This is a genomic window from Sphingopyxis sp. JAI128, assembly GCF_014207235.1.
Taxonomy (GTDB): Bacteria; Pseudomonadota; Alphaproteobacteria; order Sphingomonadales; family Sphingomonadaceae; genus Sphingopyxis.
Genome location: NZ_JACHDA010000002.1, coordinates 565717 through 591128, shown reverse-complemented (window position 1 = coordinate 591128; position 25412 = coordinate 565717). Strand labels below are relative to the sequence as shown.

Genomic DNA, 25412 nt, shown 5'->3' with positions numbered 1-25412 from the left:
TATGAACGCGCGCTGAAGCGTGGACATCAGGCGGCATCTTTCAGCGCTCGGATACGGCCAAGTTCGGCGGCGCTCGGCGCGCGGAGGAAGGGGTTGGTCGCGCGCTCCTCTCCGATGCTTGTCGGCACCGTCGCCTCGCCCGCGGCGCGCGCGGCTTCGACCGCCGCCAGCCGCGCGGCCAGCGCCTCATTGTCCGGATCGACCGTCACCGCAAAGCGCGCGTTCGAAAGCGTATATTCGTGCGCGCAATAGACCTGCGTCGCCTCGTCGAGCGTCGCGAGCTTCCGCATATTGGCGAACATCTGCTCGGCGGTGCCCTCGAACAACCGGCCGCACCCCATCGCGAACATCGTGTCGCCGACGAAGATCGCTAGATCATCGGCGAAATGATAGGCGATGTGCCCCGCGGTGTGTGCGGGGACGTCCCAGACGTCGGCGACGTGTTCGCCGAGCTTGACCTTGTCGCCGCCCTTCACCTGCACGTCGAGCGTCGGGATGCGTGCATATTCTGCGGCGGGGCCGGTGATCGTGCAACCGGTGGCTTCCCGGATCGCGGCATTGCCGCCGGTGTGATCGGGGTGCCAGTGGGTATTCCAGATATCGGTGATCGTCCAGCCGCGTTCCGCCGCCGCCGCCAGCACGGGATCGGCGACCGCGGGGTCGACCACCATCGTCGCCCCGCTGACGGGATCGTGGACCAGCCAGACATAATTGTCGCTGAGGACGGGAATACGGACGATTTCCAGCGCAGCCATGATGTCTCCTTTCCAGCGTCTCGCACCTTCAAGACGGAGCGGGCGCCAGCGGGCCTTGGTCGAGGGTCAACGCGCAAGGGCGTCATAGCCCCGTTCGTTGAACTCGATCAGGCAGAATCCGTTGCCGAAGGGATCGGCGAACATCGCCTGTCTGCCATAGGGCAGGTCCAATGTCTCGCCCTCCTGCACGGCGCCCGCCGCAACGGCGCGCCGGATCGCATCGTCGAGATCGCCGACCGAAAAGTCGGGGTGGACCGGCGTCCAGTGCCGGCCGTAACGGCGGAAATCGCCACCGCCGGGGCCGATCGCCGAGCCGGCGGGCTTGGCGATCAGATAGAGGGATATTTCGCAGCCGGTCAGTTCGAGAATGTCGTCGTCGAACCGCCGCGCCGCGGTCAGCCCCAGCGCGCTGGTATAGAAAAGCTCGCCAGCGACAAGGTCGGGCACGTCGATATTGATCAACAGGCCCGGCATCCTCGCGGTTTCTACCAGGCGCCGGTGTTGGGCATCGAGGCCCAGGGTTCCTGCGGCGGCAGATGGCCGTCCTGCAACAGTTCGACCGAAATGCCGTCGGGCGAGCGCACGAACGCCATATGCCCGTCGCGCGGCGGGCGGTTGATCGTCACCCCGGCATCCATCAACCGCTGGCAGGTCGCATAGATATCGTCGACCCGGTAGGCGAGATGCCCGAAATTGCGCCCGCCGCTATATTGCTCGGGCGCGCTGCCGTCCTCGGGCGGCCAGTTATAGGTCAGCTCGACCTCGGCCACATCGCCCTGTCCGGGGGCAGCGAGGAAGATCAGAGTGAAGCGGCCGGCTTCGTTATCGAAACGGCGTGTCTCCTCGAGCCCGATCAGCTTGAAGAAATCGACGGTGGCTTGCGGATCCGACACGCGGATCATCGTGTGAAGATATTTGATCATGGCGTCATATTAGGCGCGAAGCGGGCGCGCTTCAAACGCTTCGAACAGGAATAGGAATTCGTCGGGCACGGGCGCGGGCGCGCCCTGCGCCTTGGCGACATGGACATAGACGAGCTGCCCGTCGGCGCGCAGATCGTCTTTGCCCGCGCCGTGTAGCTCGAACACATAGGTCATCGAACTGGTGCCGACGCGCGCCACGCGCACGCAAATCTCGATTTCCTCGTCGAGCAGGATCGGCGCGCGATAATTGACCTCGGCGCGCGCGACGTGGAATTCGGGGCTGCTATGCGCCGGCCAGCGATCATAGACGCCGACTCCGCGCCAATATTCGGTGATGCCGATGTCGAAATATTCGAGATAGCGGCTGTTGAACACCACCGCCTGCGCGTCGATTTCGGCATAGCGGATGCGCTTCCTGACGCTGAATTTGAAATCGCTGCGAGCCATGATGTTCCTCTAGTTGGTGGCAAGCCGCGCGACCGTGTCGATCAGCAGCGCGATATCGGTGTCGCGCGACAGGCGGTGGTCGCCGCCCTTGATCAGCGTTACCTGCACATCCTCGCTTGCAAGCGCGACCGACAGGCGCAGGCTGATCTCGGGCGGCACGTCGCCATCCTCTTGGCCATGAAGCAGGCGCACGGGGCAGGTGAGGAGGATTTCGGTATCGAGCAGCCGGTTCGCTTCGCCCGATTGGAAAAATCCGCGCGCGGTGACATAGGGCTGATCGCTGTAGGGCGTTTCCTCGACCAACGCGCCTTCCGCAAGGATGATCGCCTTTTCGTCCTCGCTGAAACCCCAGTCGGTGAAATCGGGCGCGGCGGCGATGCCGACAAGGCCTGCGACGCGCCCCGTCCCGTCGCGCTGGACAAGCGCCAGTGCCGCGAGCAGCATCAGCCAGCCGCCCATCGACGATCCGACGATCACGACGGGGCCTTGGGTGTTGGCGTCGATCAGATCGAGCACGTCCCCCCGCCAGTCGAGCAGGGTCTGGTCGGCGAACAGTCCGTCCGACTGCCCGCATCCCGCATAGTCAAGCAGCAGGCAGCTTTGCCCTTCGGCCACCGCCCAGTCGAACAGCGCGGTCGCCTTGCCCCCCGCCATGTCGGACATATAGCCGGGCAGGAAGACGATCGTCGAACCAGCGCCCGGCGTGTGGCGATAGGCGAGCCGGGGGCGGCCGGGACGGTCCAGATAAGCTGGGGCAGCGGAATCATTCACGAAGCTCGGCCCTCATTTCCCGCCCGATGCGAACGGCATATCGTGCGTGGACGAACGCACCGCGATCAGATGACCCAGTCGATCGTGCTCATCTGCATCACGGCCTGCCCTTTGGCACGCCGCTTTTCGACCATGATGTGGTTGAGCCGCTGGATCGTGTCGCTGCCTGTCGTGATGCACCAACCGGGCACCACGGCATGAACGAGCGCGCACAGGCCGCCCCAGATCATCGTGACGCCGAATTTCGACGCAACGCCGAAATGCTCGATATAATTTTCATCGACGCTCTTGGGGTGATCGACGAACAGGCGCTTGAACATGGGGACGGCTCCTTTGCGGCTGCGGCCGCCCTAGCGGGGCGGGGGCGGGGGGGCAAGGTTGCCGGTCAGCCGCGCAAGAAAATCTCTTCGATCCGCATGTCGAACAGTTCTGCGATGCGAAAGGCGAGGGGAAGCGACGGGTCATATTTACCGGTCTCGATCGCATTGACCGACTGGCGCGACACCTCGAGTCGATCGGCGAGGTCCTGCTGGCTCCAGTCGCGCTCCGCGCGGAGGACCTTCAATCGGTTCTTCATGTCCGGCCCGTGCGCCGTTCGGCCGACGTCATGACCATCTGGCCCAGTCCCAGGCCAATCGCCCAGACCGGCACCACCCACCAGGCGGGGACATGCGGAGCGACGCCGAAGGTTTCCAGAAAGCCCCATAGCGTTCCGGCCAGAAGGACAAGCGCGAGGCCGATCAGGGCGGCGCTGGTCTGTCGATATCGCAGATATTCATCCTCTTCCTCGACCACATAGCGCGCCAGCGTCCACACGAAGAAGATCATCGGCACCGAAGGCAGGACGGCGATCCCCCACAGCAGGGCGCCTTGCGGGTGAAGATAGTTGCGAACGGTCATCGCTATGCCCAGACACAGGACATAACCGAGGGACCAGATCAACATGCGCCGATTATATCGCCGTGTCGCCGGCGACAGCGCGCCTGCGGCGGCTTGCCGATTGTTCGCCGCCTTTGTCAGTGGAAAAAGAAACAGCGTCGCCGCTGCGACAAACGGTAGCGACCGCCAGCCGCCCAGAAGGCCGCGATGCTCAGCAAAGGCGATAGCGCACATCGCCAGCGCAAAGGCCGCCGCCCAGAAGCCAGGTTGGCGACCCGAGAAGCCCTTTCCAACATTTTTCGTCTTCTCGGCCATGTCAAACATCCTTATCTGATAGACAAGGTAGCTTTACATATTCGCCGCTACGAAGTCAACCGACGTTGACATAATGACAAGCTCGCTAGCAGAAAGCGACCGCCCTACTTCGTCAACCGGCTCGACCAGCCGACGCGCGCCAGCGTCTCGTCGGGATCGGACAGCGCGAACTCGTACATGCCCCACGGCTTGTGCGTCGGCGCCTTCACCGGGCCGAGGATCGCTTCGCGCACCCGTTCGGCCAATTCGTCGACGCGCTCGGAGTACAGATACAGGCCGAACGGGTTCTCGTCGCGCTCGGGCCATGTAGGTTGCGACTCGTTGGTCAGGTGAAGCTGCCAGCCCTTGCCATCCTCGAGTAGGCGATAGCTGCCATAGTCGCTGACAATCGACAGGCCGAGCTTTTCATAGAAAGCGGTGCTGGTGGCAGGGGGCATCGACCACGACCCCAGCCTAGCCTGCCGGGTGCGATTTTCCAGCCATATGTGCCACAACTCAACCGATGCTGCTTCTATCTCCCGCCTCTTGACATTCGCCGCCCATGCCATGCAGTCGCGCCGCACGCACAAAGCGACGCAGACGGGAATAATGGTTTGTCCGAAAACGTGAATTACCGACCGGATATCGATGGCCTGCGTACGGTCGCTGTGGGGCTGGTCCTAGGATATCATTTTTTCCCAAACCATATCAAAGCGGGCTTCATCGGGGTCGATGTCTTTTTCGTCATCTCCGGCTACCTCATTTCGACGATCATCCTCGGGCAGATGAACCGCGGAACGTGGGGATATCTCCATTTCTATACCCGCCGGATCAACCGGATTTTTCCGGCGCTCGTCGTGGTTCTTGGATTCAACGCGGCGCTCGGCTGGTACAGCTTGGTGCCGAACGAGTTCGAGCAACTGGGCAAGCACATCGCCGCCAGCGCAGCTTTTGTTGCAAATTTCGCCTTTTGGGGAGAGGCGGGCTATTTCGACAGCGCCGCCGATACAAAGCCGCTGCTCCACCTCTGGAGCCTCGCGATCGAGGAGCAGTTCTATATTGTCTGGCCCTTGATTCTGGCTTTCGCGTCGCGGCGCCGGTTTATCTGGATTGTCGGTCTCCTCGCGCTCGGTTCGCTTGTCTACAGCCCCTACGCGACTTTCCAGGACCCCACGGCTGCCTATTATTCGCCACTGTCCCGCTTTTTTTTGAACTCGCGATAGGCGGGATGTTGGCATATTGGCGTCTGCAAGGCGGCGGCTTCGGACGTCGGACAGGGAATCGGCTGGCCTTTGCCGGCGTCGCCATGCTTCTCGCCGGCGTCTTGCTCATAACCGACGCCAGCCCTTTTCCCGGCCTTTACGCTTTGCTGCCGACGCTTGGCACCGCGGCGCTGATCGCGGCGGGGTCGGCGGCATTGCCGAACCGGCTCCTCGCGTTCCCCCCGATGATCTGGATCGGGCTCATCAGCTATCCCCTCTATCTCTGGCATTGGAGCTTGCTCGTCTGGGCAAAGACGCTGGTCATGACCAGTTCGCTTGGGGCCATCCATCGTATCGGGCTCGTTGGCCTCTCCATCATTCTGGCGTGGATGACATATCTTCTGTTCGAACGGCCGATCCGGCGCAGAAACACCGGGGCGATCGCGCTGATCCTGGCAGGCGTCATGACGGCGATCGGCGTCGCAGGGCTGTTGTTCTGGACCGGACCGGTATCCAACCGTCTCGACCGGCCGGACCTCGAACGGGTCGTTCGCGCCGTCAATGATTGGGAATATCCGTCGCGGGACATGACGGTCCAGAAAAGTTTTCTGGACTACACCTTCTATCGCAAGAAAGGGCGCGCGGACGATGCGGTGCTTTTCGTGGGCGATTCGAACATGGAGCAATATGCGCCGCGCGTCTCGTTCCTGATCGACGGCAACCCGGGAAGCCCCAGCGCGATTTTTGCAACGAAAGGCGGGTGTCACTTCGCTTCGCCTGAGCTGGGCCGCGCAGCAACGCGACTGCGCCGGGAAGTTGGCGGAAATCGACCGTTTGGTGCGGCTGGATGAGGTCAAGGCCGTTGTGATTGCCCAGCAGTGGGTCAATCTTCGGTCGTTGCTCACCGACCCAAATGCTGCGGCTTCCTTCGAAAGATTTCTGAAGACGATCCCGGCGGGCAAGCAGAAATTCATCGTCCTCAGCATCCCGACGGGGGAGGGCTTTGGACCTCGCGACCTTTTGACCGGCTCGCGGCTCGGCGACCTTCGATACAGCCCCGCGGAATACCGCGACGGCCGCAAGGCGCGCGATGGACTGGTGGAGCTGAATCGCCTCATACGGCGGATAGCCGCACGGCAGGGCGCCATCGTGATCGACCCGTTCGAGACATTATGTTCGGGAATTTCGTGCCGGGTGGCGGACGCCGACGGCAACCCCGCATATCTCGACGAATCCCATCTCAATGCCTCCTTCGTGCGCAGATACGCTACCTATATCGACCAAACGATCACGGGCCCGGCAGGAGAGTGATGGGGGACAGCCCGCGGCTGTTCGTCGTTGCCAGCCTGGTTGTGAATCCGCCCCTTGCCGCCCATATCGCATGCTGGCAAAGGGGCGCTGTTTTACCCCGCAAGAAAGGCCCCTTTTTCGATGTCCGAGATGATCCGTGTCACCCTTCCCGATGGCTCTGCCCGTGAAGTCGTGCGCGGGACTACCGCGGCCGAGATCGCGGCCGATATCGGAGCCGGCCTCGCGAAGGCAGCGCTCGCCGCGAAGGTCAACGGCGAACTGCGCGATATCATGCGGCCGCTTGAGGCGGACACGAACCTCGCGCTGGTGACGAGCCGCGACGAGGCCGATGCGCTCGAACTGGTGCGCCACGATTATGCGCATGTGTTGGCGGAGGCGGTGCAGAACCTGTTTCCAGGCACGCAGATCACCTTTGGCCCGTCGACAAACGACGGCTTCTATTACGACTTCGCGCCGACCGCCGAGCATGGCCCGTTCCGCGACGAGGAATTGCCGCTGATCGAGGAAGAGATGCGGCGGATCATCGCCGCCGACCTCCCCCTCACGCGCGAAGTGTGGGAACGCGACGCGCTGATCGCGAAATGGCAGGCGGACGGCGAGACGTTCAAGGCCGAATGGGCCGCCGAACTGCCGCAGGGCGAAGAACTCACTGTCTATCGCAGCGGTGAGGGCTGGATGGACATGTGCCGCGGTCCGCACCTCGCCTCGACAGGCAAGCTCGACCCTGCGGCGTTCAAACTCACGCGCGTGTCGGGCGCCTATTGGCGCGGCGACCAGAAGAATGCGCAGCTCTCGCGCATCTATGGCACCGGCTGGCTCAACAAAAAGCAGCTCGCCGAACATCTCGTCCGGCTGGAAGAGGCGGCAAAGCGCGACCATCGCCGGCTGGGGCAGGAGATGGACCTGTTCCACCTCCAGCAGGAAGCGCATGGCTCGGTCTTCTGGCACCCCAACGGCTTCCGCGTCTGGCGCGAGCTGGAGGCCTATATGCGCCGCGCGATCGACGGCGCGGGCTATCAGGAGGTCAAGACGCCGCAGGTGATGGACGCGCGCCAGTGGGAACAGTCGGGCCATTGGGGCAAATATCGCGAGAATATGTTCGTCATCCCCGACGAGGTGCCGAACACCGAGGACGAAGGGCCGATCGTCTCCGACGCCGCCGAATGGATGGCGCTCAAGCCGATGAACTGCCCCGCGCATGTGCTGATCTTCCGCCAGGGCATGAAGTCCTATCGCGACCTGCCGCTGCGCCTTTACGAAAACGGCTGCTGCCACCGCAACGAACCGCATGGCGCGCTCCACGGGTTGATGCGCGTGCGCCAGTTCACGCAGGACGATGCGCATATCTTCTGCCGCGAGGACCAGATCGTCGAGGAGGTGCGCAATTTCTGCGCGCTTGCCGATCGCATCTACAAGGATTTCGGCTTCACCTATGCGATCAAGCTCGCGCTGCGCCCCGAAAAGCGCTTCGGCAGCGAAGAGATGTGGGACAAGTCGGAGGACGAACTGCGCAATGCCGTGGTCGAGGCGGGGCTCGCGACCGAACAATATGGCTGGGAAGAACTGCCGGGCGAGGGTGCCTTCTATGCGCCCAAGCTCGAATGGCACCTGACCGACGCGATCGGCCGGACGTGGCAGGTCGGCACGATCCAGTCCGACCGCGTGCTGCCCGACCGGCTCGACGCGTCGTACATCGGCGAGGATGGCGAGCGCCACCGCCCGGTGATGCTCCATCGCGCGATCTTCGGCAGCTACGAACGCTTCATCGGCATTTTGATCGAGCATTTTGCGGGCCGCTTCCCGACCTGGCTCGCGCCGGTGCAGGCGGTGGTCGCGACGATCGTCAGCGACGCCGACGATTATGCGAAGGATGCCCTCGATCAGCTCGTCGCCGCAGGCATCCGCGCCGACAGCGACCTGCGCAACGAGAAGATCAATTACAAGGTCCGCGAGCACAGTCTCGCCAAGGTCCCCCATCTGCTCGTCGTCGGCAAGCGCGAGGCCGAGGAGGGCACCGTCGCGATCCGCACGCTGGGGCAGGATGGCCAGCGCGTCATGCCGCTCGCCGAGGCGATCGCGATGCTGAAGACTGAGGCGACGCCGCCCGACCTGCGCGATTGAGCGTGACGAAGAAGCGTCGCCCGCGCCGCTGGCTGCGCTGGCTGTTGTTGCTGGCGGTTATCGGCGCGGCGCTTCTCGCAAAGGGATATTGGAACGCGGCGCGCGATCCGCTGATCCGTACCGCGACCGTGGATGTCGGCGACTGGCCGGCGGGACAGCCGCCGGTCAAAATCCTGCTGATCTCGGACACGCATGTCGCGGGCCCCGACATGCCGCCCGCGCGGCTGGCGCGGATCGTCGGCAACCTCAACCGGCTAAAGCCCGACCTCGTCCTGATCGCGGGCGACCTTGTCAGCGAAAAGCGCAGCGCGACGCATATCTATACGCCGGCCGAGGTCGTCGCGCCGCTCGGCGGGCTGAAGGCGCCGCTCGGCGTCGTCGTCGCGCCGGGAAATCACGACCACTGGTTCCGGCGCGACGCGCTGCGCGGCGAGCTCGAAAAACGCGGGCTTCGCGTGTTGCAGAATGAAGTGATCGCGGTGGGTCCGCTGATCGTCGGCGGGGTCGACGACGATTATTCGGGGCACGACGATGTGCCCGCGACGTTCGCGGCGATGGACCGGTTGGGCCCCGGCGTACCGCTGCTGCTGACGCACAGCCCTGACGTCGTCCCCGACCTGCCGCGGCCGGTTGCCGCGGTGTTCGCCGGTCACACCCATTGCGGCCAGATCCGCTTTCCCTTCATCGGCGCACTGACCTATGTCTCGCGCTACGGCGACCGCTTTGCGTGCGGCGATATCGACGATGCGGGCCAGCGCGTCTTTGTCGGCGCCGGGCTCGGGACCAGCATCCTGCCGCTTCGCTTCAATACCCCGCCCGACGCGTGGCTGGTGACGCTGAAACCGAAAGCGCCGCCGCGATGACCGGCTTAGAGCATCTCGTCGGGCTTGCGCCGCCGACCGTCGCGGGCGCGGCGGCAATGACGTTCGGCGCGGCTTATGTGCGCGGGCTGACGGGGTTCGGCATGGCGATCATCCTCGTGCCGCTGCTCGGGCTGATCGTCGCGCCGGGGGAGGCGGTGGTGCTCGGCATCTTGCTGCAATTGCTGATCGGACCCGTGGGGCTGAAAGTGATATTGGCCGACGCCGACCGCAGCACGTCGGTCCCGATCGCGCTGCTTGCCATGCTCGCGACGCCCGCCGGCATGGTCGCGCTGGACGCAACAAGGCCCGACGTCGCCCGCTTGCTGATTACGCTGATCGCCGTCGGCGCCTTCGTCGCGGTCCTGTTGCCCAAACAGCCCGAGGGGCACCGGCCGGGGCGCTTCGCGATCGCGGGGACGGGGATCGTATCGGGCATCCTCACCGGCTTCGCCGCGATGCCCGGGCCGCCGGTCGTGCCCTTCTATCTTCGCCGCCATCTTGAGCCCAAGGTTGCGCGCGCATCGATGATGCTGATCTTCTTTGCAACCGCGATCGCGGGGACGCTCGCGGCGCTGTGGGTGGGGATCGCGACGACGCGGCTTGTCGTCCTGTCGCTGATCCTCTTCCCGCCGATGTGGTTCGGCAACCGTGTCGGCGGGCGCCATTTCGGCAGCGTCGCGCCGCATGTGTGGCAGGCGATGGTTGCGGTCGTTCTGGGCGTCGCGGCGGTTTCGGCGGTGGTGCGGATCCTGAACTAGAGGCTGCGCAGCGCCTGCGCGGGTTTCGCCGAAAGCAAGGGCCAGCTTCCCGCGATGCCGATCAGGAATGACAGGCCCGCGCCGCCGAGGAGGGTCAGCCCGACGATCAGCGGATCGGGCGCGAAGTCGAACTCGAACAGCTGCGTCACCACATACCAGGCGCCGGCAAGCCCCAGCCCAAGCGCCAGCCCCGCGAGGATGGCGGCCAGCACCGCATATTCCATGCCCTGCGCGCCCAAAATCTGCCCGCGCGTCGCGCCGAGCAGCTTCAGGATCACGCTGTCGTAGACGCGCCGCTCGCGGCTCGCCGCGATCGCCCCGATCAGCACCGCGATGCCGGCGAGGATCGCGATGCTCGCCGCCGCGGCGATCGCCTGGCTCATCTGGGTCAGCAGGGTGGTGACCTGGCTCACCACATCGCGCACGGCGATCAACGAGGCGGAAGGAAAGGCGCGCGGGATGCTACGCGACAGCGCGGTTTCGGCCTCGGGCCCCACCGCGACCGTCGCGACCATATTGTGCGGCGCCGCGTCGAAGGTACCGGGCGAGAAGACGAGCACATAGTTCAGCCCGAAATTGTCCCAGTTGACGGTGCGGAATGAGGCGACCTTCGCCTGCACCTCGACCCCCAGCACATTGACCGACAGCGTATCGCCGAGCTTGAGCCCGAGCGACGTCGCGACCTCCTGCTCGACGCTGACCAGCGGCGGCCCCTTGTAATCGGACGCCCACCATGCGCCGCCGACGAGCTCGCTGCCGTTGGGAAGGAGAGGGCTATAGGTCAGCCCGCGGTCGCCGCGCAGCACCCATGCGCCCTCGGGCAGTTCGGCGAGCTCGTCGACGCGCTGGCCGCGAAATTCGGTGACGCTGCCGCGCAGTGCGGGGATCATGTTGATCTCGGCCTTCGCATCGGCGTCCGTCACCATCGTGCGAAAGCGTGTCGCCTCGGTGCGCGGCACGTCGAGCACGAAAAAGCTCGGCGCGCGCTGCGGCACGGTCGAGCGGATTTCGGCGGTGATGCTCGTCTGGGTCGCCGCGAGCGTCACGAACAGGGTGAGCCCCAGTCCCAGCGCGACGACGAGCGCGCCCGTCGCCGCGCCGGGACGGTGGAGGTTTGCGAGCGCGAGGCGGAACAATGGGCGCTGGGGTCGCGGCAGGCGGCTCGCGGTGCGACGCACCAGCCAGCCAAGCCCGACGAGGATTAGCAGCAGGCCGATCGCGGCGCCGATGAAGCCCAATGCGAACAGCGGCTCGCGCGCGGTGCCGACCGCCAGCGCGATGATTGCCGTGAGCGCCGCCGCCACCGCGATCACCGTCTGCCGGTCGATCCGCGCCGCGCCGCTGACCGTTGCGCGGTAGAGGCCGGCGGCGGGAACATGGCGCGTCGCTGCGAGCGGAGGCAGGGCAAAGGCGATCGCGATGAGCAGGCCATAGGCCGCGCTGACGGCGAGCGGCAGCGGATAGATGGCGATGCCGGGCTTGACCGGCAGCACGTCGCCCGCGATCCAGCCGATGATCGCGGGGGCGAGCGCTCCCACGATCAGCCCGGCGATAATGGAGACCGCTGCGACCGCGAGAATTTGCAGGCCATAGATGCGCGCGACGGTGCCGCTGTCGGCACCGAGCACTTTCAGCGTCGCGAGACCGGGGCGCTTGCCGGCAAGATAGCTCGCGACGCCGTTCCCGACGCCGATCCCCGCGATCACCAGCGCCGCCAGCCCGACAAGCGACAGGAACTGCCCCATGCGCTCGATGAAGCGCCGCGTGCCGGGGGCACCATTGCTGCTGTCGGTGATGTCCCAGCCCGCGTCGGGAAATTCCGCGGTCAGCGCCTTGCCGACCGCTTCGGGGTTCGCGTCCCCCGGCAGGCGGACGCGATATTTGCTTTCGTAGAGACTGCCGGGCTGGATCAGCTGTGTCGCGGGTAGGTCGCCAAGCCCGATGATCGCAACGGGACCGAGCGTGAAGCCTTCGCCCAGCCGGTCGGGTTCCTCGGCGATCACGCCGTCGATCAGAAAGCCTTTTTCGCCGAACTTTACGCGTTCGCCAACCTTCAGGTCGAGCCGCGAGGCGAGGTCCTTGCCGATCCAGATTGCGCCCGGGGGCGGCGGGCCTTGGCGCGCGCCGCTCTCAAGCCGCATCGTGCCATAGAGCGGATAGGCGCCATCGACCGCCTTCAGCTCGGACAGCAAGGCCTCGCCGTCGGGATCGTTTGCCATCGCGCGCAGTCGCACAGTGGCCGAGGGCGTGCCGACGCGGCGGAAGCCCGCCATTTCTTCCGCGGTGGCCTCGCGCTGCGGCAGGCTGAATTCGATGTCGCCGCCAAGGATCGTCTGCCCGCGGACTTCGAGCTCGGATGTGATGCCGCGCGTCAGGCTGCCGATCGCGGCGAGCGTCGCGACGCCGAGGAACAAGCAAACCGCGAGCAGGCGCAGACCCCGGATGCGCGCCGCAAGGTCGCGCCGCGCGATCCGCCAGAGCGTGGCGAACGGCAACATCACCAAATCCTCCCTGTCGCGAAGCGATGGGGAAGGGGACTGTCTGCGAAGCAGATGGTGGAGGGGCCGCGACGCCAGCGCCATAGCTCCTCCGTCAGCGGCCGCGCGGCTGCCGCCTCCCTATGGCTGCGCCACAGGGAGGATGGTTTGGCCACGCTCACGCCCGTTTCTCGATCCGCCCATCGTGCATCACGACAACCCGGTCGCAATGCTCGGCCAGTTCGGGGTCGTGCGTAATGATCAGCAAGGTGGCATCCAACGCGGCACGGCGCGCGAAAATCAGCTCGATGATCGCATGCCCCGTCGCGGTGTCGAGGTTCCCGGTCGGTTCATCGGCAAAGATGATCGCGGGACTGCTTGCCATCGCGCGCGCAATCGCGACACGCTGCTGCTCGCCGCCCGACAGCTGCGCGGGATAGTGGGTGAGCCGATGCCCGAGCCCGACGGCTTCGAGTTCGGCGGCGGCGCGGCCGAAGGGGTCGGCGATCCCCGCGAGTTCGAGCGGCACCGCGACATTTTCGAGCGCGGTCATTGTCGGGAGCAGGTGAAAAGCCTGGAGCACGATGCCGATGCGGCCGCGCCTCGCGCGCGCCAGATCATCCTCGTCCATCGCCGCAAAATCGAGCCCCGCGACATGGATGCTGCCGCCATTGGCGCGCTCGAGCCCCGCCAGCACCGCCATCAGCGAGCTTTTGCCCGATCCCGACGGGCCAAGCAGCGCGACCGAGGTGCCGGCTTCGACCTCGAGGTCGACGCCGCGTAAAATTTCGACGGGGGCCTTGTCGCTTCCCAGCGTGAGCGTCACATTATGGGCGGCGATCGCCACGCCTGGCGATTGTCGTTGGGCGTCGGGCAAGGAGAGGACCCTTTGAAATGAGAACGGCCGGATGGCGCTCTTCTGCGATATATGGTTGCGCGATCGCGCTTTGCCAACCGCTCGCCGCATGCGGGTCGGCGGAGGCGCCACCCGCGTCGACGAACGACACTGCGGCCGCGCCCGGGACGGCGGCGATCCCAGCCGATGCGCCGCTCGTCATCGCTTTCGGCGACAGCCTCTACGCCGGTTACCAGCTTGGTCCGAAAGAAGGTCTTGCGCCGCAGTTGCAGGCCGCGCTTGCCGATGACGGCGTCGTCGCGCGCGTGCAGAATGCCGGCGTGTCGGGCGACACCACCGCCGCCGGCCGCCAGCGGCTGACCTATGTGCTCGACAATGCGAAGACGAAGCCGGCACTCGTCCTGCTCGGGCTCGGCGGCAACGACATGCTGCGCGGCATCGGCCCCGACCAGACGCGCGCCAATCTCGACGCGATGCTTGCAGAGCTGAAAAAGCGCGAGATTCCGGTTCTGCTCACCGGTATGATGGCGGCGCCCAATCTCGGCAGCGATTATGCGGGCAGGTTCAATCCCATCTATCCCGACCTCGCGTCGAAATATGATGTGAGTTTCTATCCCTTCATCCTCGACAATGTCGTCACCGACAAGGCGCTGATGCTCGGCGACAATCTCCATCCCAATGCGAAGGGCGTGAAGGTCGTGGCCGAGGGGCTGGCGCCGCTCGTCGAACAGGCGCTGCCTGACGCCGACTAGCTGCCGCGCGGCCCGAACAGGATGATCGCCGCGCCGGCAAGGCACACTGCAGCACCGATCGCATCCCAGCGGTCGGGCTTCGCCCCCTCGACCGCCCACAGCCACAGCAGCGCCGACACGATATAGACCCCGCCATAGGCGGCGTAGGTCCGCCCTGCATGTTCGGCATCGACCAGCGTGAGCAGGTAAGCGAACAGCGCGAGCGCCGTCATTCCCGGCACGACCCACCACATCGGCTTGTCCAGCCGCAGCCACGCCCAGAAGGCGAAGCAGCCAGCGATTTCGGCGAGTGCCGCCCCGATATATGCCACAGCCGTCATCGGCGCACGGTGCCGGGATCGCGGGCAAAAGAAAAGGGGTGACCCGACGGGGCCGCCCCTCTCTTTTCGTCTCGCTGTTCCGAATGGATCAGAAAGCGAAGCCGACGCCAACGACGAAGGTGTCGAAGTCACCGAAATTGTCGATGAACTGGTGACGATATTCGCCCTTGGCATAGACATTCTGGGTCAGCTTGTGCTGGTAGCCGGCACCGACGTACGGATCGTCGACGTCGCCGAAGGTGTAGCCGCCGGTGACATAGAGCTTGCCGTTGGCGCCGACCTTGGCGCCGGCGCGGCCGCCGGCCGAGAACTGGACGTTCGCACCGTCGACAAGAACCTTGTCGCCCGCGATTTCGGCACCGACGAACGCCGAGCTGCCGAGGTCGAAGTCATAACCGGCGGCGGCGCCGAGCGTGGCTTCGTCCTGGCCGTTGCCGGTGATCAGGCCGCCGCGAACTTCCACATGACCTTCGCCACCGGGGGCTGCGAGGGCGGGGGTTGCGACGACGGCCGAGAGGAGAGCGGCAGCAACTGCGAATTTTTTCATTTTTTCGTTCCTTCATTCAAACACGGCCACGCCCTTTGGGTCGCGGTCCGGCCCCTAAATGGCGTCCGCGCCTGTCGCGTCAATGAACGGGGCGTTCAGAATGTGACAATTTTCTGACCTGTGTTATTTTTACCACACAGTATAGAATAGCTATGCAAGAACGAACCTGCGGGAGCGGCAGATTTCCGACGATTTTTATAAGGGAGAAATCGGCGCGCGAAGGACGATCAGCCGAGCGCGGCCTGTTTTTCCTCGGCGATACGGTCGAGTTCGGCGCGCGTCGGCTTGGTCGCGGCGCTCTTCAATTGCCCGCACGCCGCCATGATGTCGCGCCCGCGCGGGGTGCGCACCGGGGCCGATATGCCCGCCTTGAAAATCAGGTTGCTGAACGCGCGCACGCGCTCGGGGGTCGAACATTCATAGGGTGCGCCGGGCCATGGATTGAACGGGATCAGATTGACCTTGGCGGGCAGCTTGTACTGCTTGATCAGCCGGACGAGCTCGCGCGCATCCTCGTCGCTGTCATTCTTGTCCTTCAGCATCACATATTCGAAGGTGATGCGCCGCGCATTGTTCGCGCCGGGATAGTCGGCGCACGCCTGCAGCAATTCCTCGATGCCATATTTGCGGTTGAGCGGCACGATCTCGTCGCGGATTTCCTTGGTCACCGCGTGGAGCGAAACCGCAAGATTGACCCCGATCTCGTCGCCCGCGCGCGCCATCATCGGCACCACCCCGCTCGTCGACAAAGTGATCCGTCGCTTCGACAGTGCGAGCCCGTCGCCGTCCATCACGATCTTGAGCGCGCCCTTGACCTCGTCGAAATTATACAGCGGTTCGCCCATGCCCATCATCACGATGTTGGTGAGCATCCGGCCGTCGGCGGTATAATGGCCGGCATCGTCGTCGGCGTCATCGTCTTCGGGATCGGGACCAAATCCCGCCATCGTTCCCTTCGGCCATTCGCCGAGCGCGTCGCGCGCGAGCAGCACCTGCCCGACGATCTCGCCCGCACCGAGATTGCGCACCAGCCGCATCGTCCCGGTGTGGCAGAAGCGGCAGTTCAGCGTGCAGCCGACCTGGCTCGAAACACAGAGCGTTCCCCGATCGGCGTCGGGGATGAACACCATTTCATATTCCTGGCCGTCGGCGGCGGCGAGCAACCATTTGCGCGTGCCGTCGCCCGACACCTGCGCCTCGCGCACCGTCGGCCGCCCGATGATGAAGCGATCGGTCAGCCAGGGACGCATCGTCTTGGCGATGTCGGTCATCGCCTCGAAATCGGTGACGCCGCGGTGATAAATCCAGTGCCAGATCTGCTTGGCGCGCAGCTTCGCCGCCTTGGCGTCGAGCCCGGCCTCGACGAGGACGCCGCCGATCGCGTCGCGCGTCAGCCCGACAAGGTCGATGCGGTTGCCGCCGCGCAGCGGGACGGTGCCCGTCGTCAGGGGATCGATATGGCCGGGAATCTGCATGATGCGCGGCGATATAGTGGGAGAGGGCGAAAAGCGCAATTGCGGCCATTGATCCTCCCTGTCGCGTCGCGATGGGGGAGTCGCAGACGGCGCGTAGCGCCAGCGGGCCGCCCCGCAAGGGTGGTGGAGGGGCCGCGTCACAGCCCCTCCGTCAGCGCTTCGCGCTGCCACCCCCCATGGTTTCGCCACAGGGAGGATTGGATCTTTTACAGCGATTTCAGCATTGCCAGCACCTGCGGCACCGTGCCGTTCGCCTCGGCATTGCGCAGCGGCAGGACATTCTGCACGAGGATTTCCTCCGGCGTTGGCGTCTGCGCAAACAGCGTCATCACCTCGTCGGCGAAATCGTCGAGCGGCATATAGCCCTCGCGTGTCGACTGGCCCGGGGTCAGGTCGGTGCGCACCGCGGGCGGCGCCAGTTCGATCACCTCGATCTTGCCTCCCAGTTGGATGCGCAGCGCGACCGAATAGCTGTGCATCGCCGCCTTGGTCGCCGAATAGGTCGGCGCCTTGGGCAGCGGTACGAATGCCAGGCCGGACGTGACATTGACGATCGCACTGTCCGCCTGCGCCGCCAGATGATCGACCAGCGCGTCGGTTAGCCGGATCGGACCGAGGATGTTGGTGATGACGGTTGCCTGGGCATGCGACAGGTCGCGTTTTGCGCCGGCATCCTCGGCGGCCATGATACCGGCGTTGTTCACGAGGATATTGAGGTTCGGAAATTTCGCCACGACCTCTTTCGCGAAAGTCGCGATCGCATCAGCGTCGGTCACGTCGAGCGCCATCGCCGACATGTTCGCCCGTCCGGCGATCGCCGCGTCGAGTTTGGCCGCATTGCGCCCGGTGACGATGACCATGTTGCCGGCGTCGTGCCAACGCTGCGCGAGTGCCAGCCCGATGCCCGAACCGCCGCCGGTGACGAGGATGGTGTTGCCTGTGGTTTTCATGGATTGCCTCCTTTGGGGGTGGTGAGAGGACCTAGATATCCCTATACTTTCCAAAAGAAAGTAGGCACCCGGAAGTGCCATAGTTACCCAAAAGAGAGATTTGGATTTTCCGCCATGCCGACGCCCCAAAAAATTGCCTATGATCCGAACGTGCCGGTCGATCCGCGCGTCGAAACGCTCGTCAACGAACTCATCGGTCGAGTTGCCGACAAATGGACCCTGCTCGTTCTCGAAGAGTTGGAGGACCATGGAACCTGCCGCTTCACCGAATTGTCGCGCCGCGTGCCCGGCATCAGCCAGAAGATGTTGACGCAGACGCTGCGCGCGATGGAGCGCGACGGCCTGGTGGTGCGCACCGTCCATCCGGTCGTCCCGCCCAAGGTCGAATATTGCCTGACCGACCTCGGACATAGTTTGGGCGAAGCCTTTTGCGGCGTGTGGGTGTGGGCAGAGGCCAATCTGGAAAGGGTAGCGCGGGCGCGAATGGCGTTCGACGCGCGGGATTGAGGAAAGATTTGCGCCGGCAGCTTCCGACCGGTTGCGTCCTTAATCCTCCCCATGGCTGCGCCACAGGGAGGATATTCCACCCATCGTCATCCCGGACTTGATCCGGGATCCATCGCGGCGTCGAAGTCATGGACCCCGGATCAAGTCCGGGGTGACGAGGGGGGCTGACTGTGACGGCTCACCACCCCCGCAGCCGCCGAAGTCCGGCTCGACGCCACCGGCGAGGGGCATGGGACGGCACATAATCCACAAGAAAAGCCGGGACCGTGATCGTGCCCGAATCACGATCCCGGCTTTGGCGAACCCTGCAACTTGGGTCCGCCGGTCACTTGCGGAACGAACTGACCCGGATCGGCTGGTCGCGCGTCGCGCTGGCGATCACGACGTCGGCCTGCGCCGACGCGAGGGCGCGCGTATCGCGGCGGCATTGTCGCACGTCATTCTTGCCCGCGATGTCGAAATCGGGCGCCGTGCCGCACACCTCGACGACGGCGCGCCAGATGCGGCGGTCGAGCGCCCTCGTGCCGGCCTCGGTCCGAAGGTCGAGGTCCTTGTGTGTCACGGCGACGCTCGAATTTGCGGGCGCGGTTTGTGCCGCTACGGGCTGGCCGACCGTTGCGGCAGCAAGGGCGGCGAGGATCAGAAGCTTTTGCATCTCGTGTCTCCATCGTCCGGCTGAGGAGGGGAGGAAGCCGGTGACACAGGGATAAGGGATCGGCAGGTGCGGCGGGAGCAACGAGTTTGCCCGACCATTCTGCAAAATTGCAGAATGAGCGCCCGCGCATTATGTCGCACAAGGCGTCATGTATGATTGGAACGACCTGAAGGCCTTTCTGGCCGTCGCCGAAACCGGCAGCACGCTGTCGGCGGCGCAATCGATGCGCGTCAGCCAGACCACCGTCGCGCGCCGTATCGCGGCGCTCGAGGACGCTACGGGGCTCAACCTGTTCGAACGCCGGCAGGCCGGCTACGCATTGACCCCGGTGGGCGAGGCGATGATGGCGAGCGCGATGGCGGTGCGCGATGCCGCTGACCGTTTCGGCGAGGCCGCGGGCGCGCGATCGCGCGACGCCGGGGGAACGGTCAGCCTGACGACGATGGAAATCTTTGCGGTGACGATCCTGCCGCCGATCCTGCGCGACCTGCGCGTCGCGCATCCGGGCATCCACATCCAGCTCGATACGGCAGACGAGCCGCGCGACCTTGCGGCCGGCGCGGCGGACATCGCGATCCGCAGCAGCAAGCAGCCGAGCGGCGGCGGCCTCGTCGGGCGGCGCATCGCGGACAATCCGTGGACCGTCTATTGCAGCCGCGACTATGCCGATTTGCACGGCATCCCGCACACGCGTGAGGAACTTGCCACGCACCCCTTCATCGGCGGCGGCGGCTATGTCTGGGAACCCTATCAGGCGTGGCTGCGGCAATATCGGCTCGAAGAGTCGGTGGTGATGAAATATGACACCGGCACCGGGCTGCTGGCGGGCGTGCGCTCGGGCATGGGGCTCACGATCCTGCCCGCCTTCATCGCCGACCGCGAACCCGATTTGATCCGCTGCATCCCACCCAAGGCTGAAGATACGACGGGGCTGTGGCTGCTCACCCATGAACGGCTGCGCCACGTTCCCCGCGTCCGGCTCGTGCTCGATTTCCTCGCCGCCGAATTGACGAAGCTCGCCCGGACTTAGGCGGCCAAGGCTGCCTCGACCGCTGCATCGACGTGCAGTGCCAGCGTGTCGAACAACGGGACGGGGCTGTCCGCCTCGCCGACCAGCAGCATGATTTCGGTGCAGCCGAGGACGATCGCCTCGGCGCCGCCGGCGACCAGCGCGGCGATGATCCGGCGATATTCGGCGCGCGACGCGTCGCGGATCACGCCTTGCACCAGCTCGTCATAGATGATGCCATGGACGATCGCGCGATCGGCATCGCCGGGGATCATCGCCTCGATCCCCGCGGCTGCCATCCGCGCGGTATAGAAAGGCTTTTCCATCGTGAAAGCCGTGCCGAGCAGGCCAACGCGCGCGAATCCCGCCGCCTTGATCGCGGCGATGGCCGGGTCGGCGATGTGCAGCAGCGGTACGGGTGTCGCCGCCTCGACCGCTTCTGCGCAAAGATGCATGGTGTTCGCACAGATCAGCAGCAGTTCGGCGCCGCCCGCAGCCAATGATCGGGCCGCGTCCGCCATCTGGGTGTCGAGCACGTCCCAGTCGCCGCTCGCCTGATATTCGGCGATGGGCGCGAAATCGAGCGACAGCAGAAGGACGCGAGCCGAATGGAGCCCGCCCATCCGCTGACGCACAGCTTCGTTGAGCAGGCGGTAATATTGCGCCGAGCTTTCCCAGCTCAAACCGCCGATCAGGCCGATCGTTTTCATCGCGTCAGGTCCGTCCCGAAATCGCTGTCCTACAATATGGCGCCGGTCTAGCCTGACCGGCAATGACCTGCGACACAGCTTTCCTGCCAACGGCAACAGTCGGGCTTCGGCCTCGCCCGGCGCGCGCGACGAGATGCGATTTGCGAGTGAAGTTGCGCAGTTTTCCGCCGTTTCGTGAAAGTGCCTTTTGGTCTTCTTTCGTCACCCCGGACTTGATCCGGAATCCGTGCGCGGCATCGGCGGACGCTGGATGGCTGGTCGGGCCCGGCGCGACGAAGGGGAAGGGAAAACACGAATCGCGAGTGAAGTTCGGCAGAAATCCGCCATTACCCGAAACCGGCTCAGCGCAGCTTCGCGCAACCCAGCGCCGCTGCATCGATCGCGGTCGCGGCACCGCGCAGCCGGTACGTGTCGGCGATCGCGCCGCCGGCGGCGGTCCCGCTTTCGACGCTCATGCTCGGCGCCGACCGCATTGCGGCAACGATCGCCGCGTCCATGCGCGGGTCGCTGGCCCAACCATGCGTGCCGTTGCCGGTCAGGATGAAGTGGCGGCTGCCGATCGTCAGGCGCAGGTCGCGATCCGGCGCGCGCGGCTTCGACAGGCGGACATAGAATTGGCCGCGTATACGCGACTTCGGCCAATAGCCGACGCTGGCATAGGCTTTCACTTGCGGCGTGCCGATCGTCGCGGAGGGGGCGGCGAGGGCGTAGCAGCGCGGGGTGGCGGGATCGCGGAACGCGCCCCAGCCGTCGAAAATGCCGAGCGCGGTCGGGGCGGCCGCAAGCGTTGCTGCGGGCACCGCCGTCAGCATGAGGAAAAGAGTGGCCCAGCGCCGCATCGCTCCTCGTTTGCGCGATTGGGGATGCTTTGCAAGCATGGCTTGCGCGATGCGGTGCGTGCGTTAAGGAAGGTGGACATTTTCAGGGGCCAGAATCGGGGCACGAATCGCCTCCGATGGTCTGTCCCTCAGGGACTTTTCCCGCGGCACATACAGGGATGGCGGATTTAGAATGAAAGCGACGATCGAACGCGCAGTGTTGTTGAAGAGCCTCGGCCACGTTCAGTCGGTGGTCGAACGGCGCAATACGATCCCGATCCTTTCCAACGTGCTGATCGAAGCCGATGCGTCGGGCCAGCTCAAATTGATGGCGACCGACCTCGACCTGCAGGTCGTCGAAACGATCGCGGCCAAGGTCGAAACGCCGGGCACGACGACGGTTTCGGCACACACCCTGTTCGAAATCGCCCGCAAGCTGCCCGAGGGGTCGGAAGTCAGCCTCGCCGCCGCCGAGGGCAAGATGCAGGTCAAGGCCGGCCGCTCGAACTTCAACCTGCCGACGCTGCCGCGCGACGATTTCCCGGTGATCGCAGAAGGCGACCTGCCGACCAATTTCGAACTGCCCGTTGCCGAACTGATCCAGATCATCGACAAGACGCGCTTCGCGATCTCGACCGAGGAAACGCGCTACTACCTCAACGGCATTTTCCTGCATGTCGCCGAGGATGCCTCGGGCCCGGTGCTGAAAGCTGCGGCGACCGACGGCCACCGCCTCGCGCGCTACACGGTGACGCGCCCCGACGGCGCCGCATCGATGCCCGACGTCATCGTGCCACGCAAATGCGTCACCGAGATCCGCAAACTGCTCGACGAGGCCGAAGGCAATGTCGAAATCAGCCTGTCGGCGAGCAAGGTCCGCTTCCAGCTCGGCAATGCAATCCTGACCTCGAAGCTGATCGACGGCACTTTTCCCGATTACAGCCGCGTCATCCCGACCGCGAACGACAAGCTGCTCAAGGTCGACCCGAAGAGCCTGTTCCAGGGTGTCGATCGCGTCTCGACCATCGCCAGCGAAAAGACGCGCGCGGTCAAGGTCGGGCTCGACAAGGACCGCATCACCCTCTCGGTGACCAGCCCCGAGAACGGCACCGCCGCCGAAGAACTCGCCGCCGGCTACGACAGCGACGCGATGGAGATCGGCTTCAACGCGCGCTATCTCAGCGACATCTTGGGCCAGGTCGACGGCGACAGCGTCGAACTCCACCTTGCCGACGCCAATGCGCCGACGCTGATCCGCGAAAGCGAAAAGAGCCCGGCGCTCTATGTGCTGATGCCGATGCGGGTCTGAGGACCTTCAAACGGCAAATGAAAAAGGCCCTGCGATTGCGGGGCCTTTTCTTATTCGGCCTTCGCGACCCGCCAGATCACCCCGCCGGTATCGTCGGCGACCAGCGCGCTGCCGTCCTTCGCAACCTTGACGTCGGCCGGGCGGCCGCGGGTGGTTTTCCCGTCCTTGGCCAGGAACCGGTCGAGCAGGGTGACGGGCAGGGCGTCGACGGGCTTGCCGTTCGCGCCGAACTTGACGAACACGACGCTGTACCCGGCCACGGGTTCGCGGTTCCACGATCCGTGCAGCGCGATCAGCGCGCCGTTCGCCCAGCGATCGCCAAGGTTAAGCCCTTCGGTGAAGGTGAAGCCCAGCGGCGCGGTGTGGGCGCCGAGGCCATATTCGGGACGCTTGACATATTGGCGCCGATCCTCGGCCTCGGGTTCGACGCGCGGGTCGATGTAGCCCCCCCAATAATACCACGGCCAGCCGTAGAAATCGCCCTCGGCGACGTCGGTCATATAGTCGGGGACAAGGTCGCTGCCGAGCATGTCGCGTTCGTTGACGACGGTCCACAGCCGGTCGCTGCCGGGATAGAATCCGAGGCCAACGGGGTTGCGGATGCCGGCGGCGAAGGTGCGCATATATTTATTCTCGGGCCGCACCTCGAGCACGCTGGCGCGGCGGAATTCGCGGTTCATCCCCGCTTCGCCGATGTTGGAGTCGGCGCCGACGCCGATATAGAGCCAGCCGTTCGGCGCGGCGGCAAGGCTCTTGGTCCAGTGCCGGTTGGTGCCCTTGGCGGGCAGGTCGACGATCTTGGCGGGCTTGCCGCTCATCTTCGTTTCGCCCGCGACATAGGGGAAGGCGAGCAGCGCGTCGGTATTGGCGACGTAGAGCGTCGAGCCGACCAGCGCCATGCCATAGGGCGAGTTGAGCCCTGTGATATAGGCGGTCTTGACCTCGGCCTCGCCGTCGCCGTCTGCGTCGCGGAGCAGGGTGATCCGGTTCGCCGACGGGCGGCGGCCGGTGCCGCCCTTGCCCATCAGGCTGCTCATGATCTTGCCCTCGACCCCCGATGTGTCGCGCGGCGGGCTCTGCGATTCGGCGACGAGCACATCGCCGTTCGGCAGAACCAATATGGTGCGCGGATGGTCGAGCCCCTCGGCGAAGCGCGCCACGGCCAGCCCCTGCGCGGCGCGCGGCGCCTGTCCGGCGGGCCAGCTTGTCGCCTCGGGCACGTTGATCGTCGGAAATGTCTCGGTCCGCTGCGACGCCATCACCGGCACCCGACCGCTGAGTTCGGCGGTCGAAAAGCGCGCGACATCGGGCCGCGACATGACATAAAATGCGATGCCGCCGGCGATCAGCAGCAGCAACAGGGCGAGGGCGGCATATTTCAGGATCTTGCGCATTGCGACTGTCTACACGGGCACGGCGCGGCGTCAAAGGGGTGGGTGCGGGCGAAACAGGTTAGGGATGGAGCCTGCACGGTTAACCTTACCTGCTTGTTCATCACGGTTGGGAACGCGACGGTGAAGGGGTGGGGATTATCACGCGGGCCACACCAACGGACCAGGAACCCGATGCACCTGCCAGCCCCTTTCCTTGCCGATCGCGCCGCGGTCGAGGATGCTCATGCACTCATTAATCTGCATGGCGAAGAAGCGGGTTTTGCCGCTGCGGCGCGCGCCGAACAATATCGGGTACTCGGCAATCACATCCATTTCGCGCGCTGGCGCCAGATCGAACGGCTGATCACCTATTTGTCGGTCGAGGATATCCTCGACACGGTGCATTAGGCGCTAGAGCCGCAGACCCGCGGTTTCGGGCAAACCCGCCATGATGTTGAGGTTCTGGACGCAGGCGCCGCTTGCACCCTTGCCCAGATTGTCGAATCGCGCGACAAGGCGGAGCTGGCGGCCGCTAGGGTCCGCGAAGACGGTCAGTTCCATCCGGTCGGTCGCCGCATCCTTCTGGCTGAGCAGCAATTCGCTCTCATCGCCGCGCCGCACGCTGACCAGCGGCGACCCGTCGAAATGCGCCGCGAGCGTGTCGAAGGCCGCGTCGGCGGTCGGCGTATCGAAGCTGAGCGGCACCTCGACGAGCATCCCGCGATAGACGGGCACCACTGCCGGAGCGAATAGCGGGGGGTAGGCAAGGCCGGCGCCCTGTTGCATTTCGGGCACATGTTTGTGGTTCAACGACAGGCCGTAGCTGCGAAAGCCGATGTCGGGCTCGGCTTCGAAGCGAGCGATCAATTCCTTGCCGCCTCCAGAATAGCCGGACACCGCGTTGACGCTGAACCGCATGTCCGTCGGGACGACCCCCGCGGCGACCAGCGGCGCGACGAGCGCGAGGAAGCCGGTCGGATAACAGCCCGGATTGCTGACACGCGTCGAGGCGGCGATCGCCTCGCGCTGCGCCATGCTCAGTTCGGGAAAGCCATAGGCCCAGTCAGGCGCAACGCGGTGGGCTGTCGATGCGTCGATCACCTTGGTGCGATCGTTGCGGATCATCGCGACTGCTTCGATCGCCGCGGCATCGGGCAGGCACAGGATGACGAAATCGGCGCCGTTCAGCGCTTCGGCTCGCCGCGCCGCGTCCTTGCGTTCGGCATCGGGAAGCGCGATGAGCGTAAATTCGCTGCGCCCGGCAAGCCGCTCGGTGATTTCGAGGCCCGTCGTTCCGGCGGCGCCGTCGATGAAAACCGTCTGTGTCATG

The 25412-nt window shown here is 65.2% G+C and carries 31 protein-coding genes; 11 read left to right on the top strand and 20 right to left on the bottom strand.

All coding sequences use genetic code 11. The annotated features are described in order from the left end of the window. Positions 1-26: 26 nt before the first annotated feature. From gloB to HDC35_RS06810, 9 genes are all read right to left on the bottom strand, one after another. A complete protein-coding gene (gene gloB, locus HDC35_RS06850; protein WP_184644950.1) occupies positions 27-755 on the bottom strand; it encodes a hydroxyacylglutathione hydrolase in 729 nt (242 codons plus the stop codon). A gap of 66 nt (positions 756-821) precedes the next feature. Next, positions 822-1217, bottom strand: coding sequence for a VOC family protein (locus HDC35_RS06845; RefSeq protein WP_221438137.1), 396 nt, complete (start codon positions 1215-1217; stop codon positions 822-824). A gap of 23 nt (positions 1218-1240) precedes the next feature. Next, on the bottom strand, positions 1241-1678 hold the full coding sequence (locus HDC35_RS06840; RefSeq protein ID WP_184644946.1) for a VOC family protein: 438 nt from the start codon (positions 1676-1678) through the stop codon (positions 1241-1243). Positions 1679-1687: 9 nt separating this feature from the next. Beyond that, positions 1688-2125 (bottom strand): thioesterase family protein, encoded by a 438-nt coding sequence (locus HDC35_RS06835; RefSeq protein WP_184644945.1) that lies wholly within the window; start codon positions 2123-2125, stop codon positions 1688-1690. Positions 2126-2134: 9 nt separating this feature from the next. Further along, positions 2135-2896: an alpha/beta fold hydrolase gene (locus tag HDC35_RS06830; protein WP_184644943.1), complete on the bottom strand. Its 762-nt coding sequence runs from the start codon at positions 2894-2896 to the stop codon at positions 2135-2137. 65 nt (positions 2897-2961) lie between these two features. Then, positions 2962-3216: a DUF6356 family protein gene (locus HDC35_RS06825; RefSeq protein ID WP_037556512.1), complete on the bottom strand. Its 255-nt coding sequence runs from the start codon at positions 3214-3216 to the stop codon at positions 2962-2964. 65 nt (positions 3217-3281) lie between these two features. Beyond that, positions 3282-3473 carry a helix-turn-helix transcriptional regulator gene (locus tag HDC35_RS06820; protein WP_184644941.1) on the bottom strand — a complete coding sequence of 64 codons (192 nt, stop codon included), beginning with the start codon at positions 3471-3473 and terminating at the stop codon, positions 3282-3284. Continuing rightward, positions 3470-4090 (bottom strand): hypothetical protein, encoded by a 621-nt coding sequence (locus HDC35_RS06815; protein ID WP_184644939.1) that lies wholly within the window; start codon positions 4088-4090, stop codon positions 3470-3472. The genes HDC35_RS06820 and HDC35_RS06815 overlap by 4 nt, the downstream gene beginning before the upstream one ends. 104 nt (positions 4091-4194) lie before the next feature. Next, positions 4195-4527 carry a VOC family protein gene (locus HDC35_RS06810; RefSeq protein WP_184644937.1) on the bottom strand — a complete coding sequence of 111 codons (333 nt, stop codon included), beginning with the start codon at positions 4525-4527 and terminating at the stop codon, positions 4195-4197. Positions 4528-4575: 48 nt separating this feature from the next. On the opposite strand from HDC35_RS06810, the gene HDC35_RS06805 reads away from it, so the two are divergent. From HDC35_RS06805 to HDC35_RS06780, 6 genes are all read left to right on the top strand, one after another. Further along, positions 4576-5292 (top strand): acyltransferase, encoded by a 717-nt coding sequence (locus tag HDC35_RS06805; RefSeq protein WP_184644936.1) that lies wholly within the window; start codon positions 4576-4578, stop codon positions 5290-5292. Between the two features lie 302 nt (positions 5293-5594). Beyond that, complete coding sequence (locus HDC35_RS06800) at positions 5595-6122, top strand: hypothetical protein (RefSeq protein WP_184644935.1); 528 nt, start codon at positions 5595-5597, stop codon at positions 6120-6122. Beyond that, on the top strand, positions 6088-6582 hold the full coding sequence (locus tag HDC35_RS06795) for an SGNH hydrolase domain-containing protein (protein WP_184644934.1): 495 nt from the start codon (positions 6088-6090) through the stop codon (positions 6580-6582). Before HDC35_RS06800 ends, HDC35_RS06795 begins: the two co-directional genes overlap by 35 nt. Before the next feature lie 120 nt (positions 6583-6702). Beyond that, positions 6703-8703: a threonine--tRNA ligase gene (gene thrS / locus HDC35_RS06790; RefSeq protein ID WP_184644933.1), complete on the top strand. Its 2001-nt coding sequence runs from the start codon at positions 6703-6705 to the stop codon at positions 8701-8703. Positions 8704-8705: 2 nt separating this feature from the next. Continuing rightward, positions 8706-9566 (top strand): metallophosphoesterase, encoded by an 861-nt coding sequence (locus HDC35_RS06785; RefSeq protein WP_184644932.1) that lies wholly within the window; start codon positions 8706-8708, stop codon positions 9564-9566. Next, a complete protein-coding gene (locus tag HDC35_RS06780) occupies positions 9563-10324 on the top strand; it encodes a sulfite exporter TauE/SafE family protein (RefSeq protein WP_184644931.1) in 762 nt (253 codons plus the stop codon). The genes HDC35_RS06785 and HDC35_RS06780 overlap by 4 nt, the downstream gene beginning before the upstream one ends. Here HDC35_RS06780 and HDC35_RS06775 read toward each other — a convergent pair. After that, positions 10321-12822, bottom strand: a complete 2502-nt coding sequence (locus tag HDC35_RS06775) for an ABC transporter permease (RefSeq protein ID WP_184644929.1) — start codon at positions 12820-12822, stop codon at positions 10321-10323. The two genes, HDC35_RS06780 and HDC35_RS06775, sit on opposite strands and share 4 nt — an antisense overlap. Positions 12823-12979: 157 nt before the next feature. Then, the gene (locus tag HDC35_RS06770) at positions 12980-13648 is read right to left on the bottom strand and encodes an ATP-binding cassette domain-containing protein (protein ID WP_311770728.1); all 669 of its coding nucleotides are present in this window, start codon (positions 13646-13648) and stop codon (positions 12980-12982) included. Positions 13649-13695: 47 nt separating this feature from the next. Between HDC35_RS06770 and HDC35_RS06765 the strand changes: the two genes are divergently transcribed. Next, complete coding sequence (locus HDC35_RS06765) at positions 13696-14409, top strand: arylesterase (protein WP_184644924.1); 714 nt, start codon at positions 13696-13698, stop codon at positions 14407-14409. Here HDC35_RS06765 and HDC35_RS06760 read toward each other — a convergent pair. The 4 genes from HDC35_RS06760 to HDC35_RS06745 all read right to left on the bottom strand — a co-directional run bounded on the left by HDC35_RS06760 (position 14406) and on the right by HDC35_RS06745 (position 17701). After that, complete coding sequence (locus tag HDC35_RS06760) at positions 14406-14729, bottom strand: YnfA family protein (protein ID WP_184644922.1); 324 nt, start codon at positions 14727-14729, stop codon at positions 14406-14408. The genes HDC35_RS06765 and HDC35_RS06760 overlap by 4 nt on opposite strands. 88 nt (positions 14730-14817) lie before the next feature. Then, entirely contained in the window at positions 14818-15276 is a 459-nt protein-coding gene (locus tag HDC35_RS06755) for an outer membrane protein (protein WP_184644920.1), read from the bottom strand. 227 nt (positions 15277-15503) lie between these two features. Then, the gene (gene rlmN / locus HDC35_RS06750; RefSeq protein ID WP_184644919.1) at positions 15504-16751 is read right to left on the bottom strand and encodes a 23S rRNA (adenine(2503)-C(2))-methyltransferase RlmN; all 1248 of its coding nucleotides are present in this window, start codon (positions 16749-16751) and stop codon (positions 15504-15506) included. A gap of 206 nt (positions 16752-16957) precedes the next feature. Continuing rightward, entirely contained in the window at positions 16958-17701 is a 744-nt protein-coding gene (locus tag HDC35_RS06745; RefSeq protein ID WP_184644917.1) for an SDR family oxidoreductase, read from the bottom strand. A gap of 114 nt (positions 17702-17815) precedes the next feature. Between HDC35_RS06745 and HDC35_RS06740 the strand changes: the two genes are divergently transcribed. Beyond that, complete coding sequence (locus HDC35_RS06740; protein ID WP_184644915.1) at positions 17816-18208, top strand: helix-turn-helix domain-containing protein; 393 nt, start codon at positions 17816-17818, stop codon at positions 18206-18208. A 325-nt stretch (positions 18209-18533) separates the two neighbouring features. On the opposite strand, the gene HDC35_RS06735 is transcribed toward HDC35_RS06740, so the two are convergent. Next, complete coding sequence (locus tag HDC35_RS06735) at positions 18534-18863, bottom strand: UrcA family protein (RefSeq protein ID WP_184644913.1); 330 nt, start codon at positions 18861-18863, stop codon at positions 18534-18536. Positions 18864-19011: 148 nt separating this feature from the next. Here HDC35_RS06735 and HDC35_RS06730 point away from each other — a divergent pair, with 148 nt between their 5' ends. Beyond that, positions 19012-19893, top strand: a complete 882-nt coding sequence (locus HDC35_RS06730) for a LysR family transcriptional regulator (protein ID WP_184644911.1) — start codon at positions 19012-19014, stop codon at positions 19891-19893. Here HDC35_RS06730 and HDC35_RS06725 read toward each other — a convergent pair. Both HDC35_RS06725 and HDC35_RS06720 read right to left on the bottom strand, forming a co-directional pair. Further along, positions 19890-20582 carry an aspartate/glutamate racemase family protein gene (locus HDC35_RS06725; protein ID WP_184644910.1) on the bottom strand — a complete coding sequence of 231 codons (693 nt, stop codon included), beginning with the start codon at positions 20580-20582 and terminating at the stop codon, positions 19890-19892. The genes HDC35_RS06730 and HDC35_RS06725 overlap by 4 nt on opposite strands. Before the next feature lie 341 nt (positions 20583-20923). Then, positions 20924-21421 carry a hypothetical protein gene (locus HDC35_RS06720; RefSeq protein ID WP_184644908.1) on the bottom strand — a complete coding sequence of 166 codons (498 nt, stop codon included), beginning with the start codon at positions 21419-21421 and terminating at the stop codon, positions 20924-20926. A gap of 172 nt (positions 21422-21593) precedes the next feature. Here HDC35_RS06720 and dnaN point away from each other — a divergent pair, with 172 nt between their 5' ends. After that, the gene (gene dnaN, locus HDC35_RS06715; protein ID WP_184644906.1) at positions 21594-22709 is read left to right on the top strand and encodes a DNA polymerase III subunit beta; all 1116 of its coding nucleotides are present in this window, start codon (positions 21594-21596) and stop codon (positions 22707-22709) included. A gap of 50 nt (positions 22710-22759) precedes the next feature. On the opposite strand, the gene HDC35_RS06710 is transcribed toward dnaN, so the two are convergent. Further along, positions 22760-24103 carry a sorbosone dehydrogenase family protein gene (locus HDC35_RS06710; protein WP_184644904.1) on the bottom strand — a complete coding sequence of 448 codons (1344 nt, stop codon included), beginning with the start codon at positions 24101-24103 and terminating at the stop codon, positions 22760-22762. 171 nt (positions 24104-24274) lie between these two features. On the opposite strand from HDC35_RS06710, the gene HDC35_RS06705 reads away from it, so the two are divergent. Then, complete coding sequence (locus tag HDC35_RS06705) at positions 24275-24490, top strand: hypothetical protein (RefSeq protein ID WP_184644901.1); 216 nt, start codon at positions 24275-24277, stop codon at positions 24488-24490. Between the two features lie 3 nt (positions 24491-24493). Here the strand turns inward: HDC35_RS06705 and argC are convergent, their stop codons facing one another. Beyond that, positions 24494-25411 carry an N-acetyl-gamma-glutamyl-phosphate reductase gene (gene argC / locus HDC35_RS06700; protein WP_184644899.1) on the bottom strand — a complete coding sequence of 306 codons (918 nt, stop codon included), beginning with the start codon at positions 25409-25411 and terminating at the stop codon, positions 24494-24496. Between the last annotated feature and the right edge of the window lies 1 nt (position 25412).